This window comes from Clostridioides sp. ES-S-0001-03, assembly GCF_020676075.1.
Classification (GTDB): Bacteria; Bacillota; Clostridia; order Peptostreptococcales; family Peptostreptococcaceae; genus Clostridioides.
In genome coordinates this window covers 1-368 of sequence record NZ_JACVWJ010000041.1, presented here as the reverse complement: position 1 = coordinate 368, position 368 = coordinate 1, and the positions used below count along the sequence as shown (strand labels likewise).

The 368-nt window shown below is 49.5% G+C and carries 3 tRNA genes; all 3 read left to right on the top strand.

Going from position 1 to position 368, the window contains the following annotated elements:
• Positions 1-38 precede the first annotated feature (38 nt).
• Positions 39-122: transfer RNA gene (locus IC174_RS20825), tRNA-Leu, on the top strand.
• 23 nt (positions 123-145) lie between these two features.
• Positions 146-220 (top strand) — tRNA-Gly (locus IC174_RS20820).
• Positions 221-243: 23 nt separating this feature from the next.
• A tRNA-Arg gene (locus IC174_RS20815) sits at positions 244-320 on the top strand.
• Positions 321-368: the final 48 nt, after the last annotated feature.

Here is a 368-nt window from a genome sequence, read left to right as displayed (position 1 = left end):
CGGTGGTTCGAATCCACCATCCTCCACCAAAAAAATGCGCGGATGTGGCGGAATTGGCAGACGCACTAGACTTAGGATCTAGCGCCATTGGCGTGGGGGTTCGACTCCCTTCATCCGCACCATTTTTATTTAATTTAATAAACGAGCGGGAATAGTTCAGTGGTAGAGCGCAACCTTGCCAAGGTTGAAGTCGCGAGTTCGAATCTCGTTTCCCGCTCCAAATTTATGTTTATATTGCAATGTGGGTGCATAGCTCAGCTGGATAGAGCAACGCCCTTCTAAGGCGTGTGTCCGGGGTTCGAATCCCTGTGCGCTCACCACATATATATTGGGGATTAGCCAAGTCGGTAAGGCACATGACTTTGACT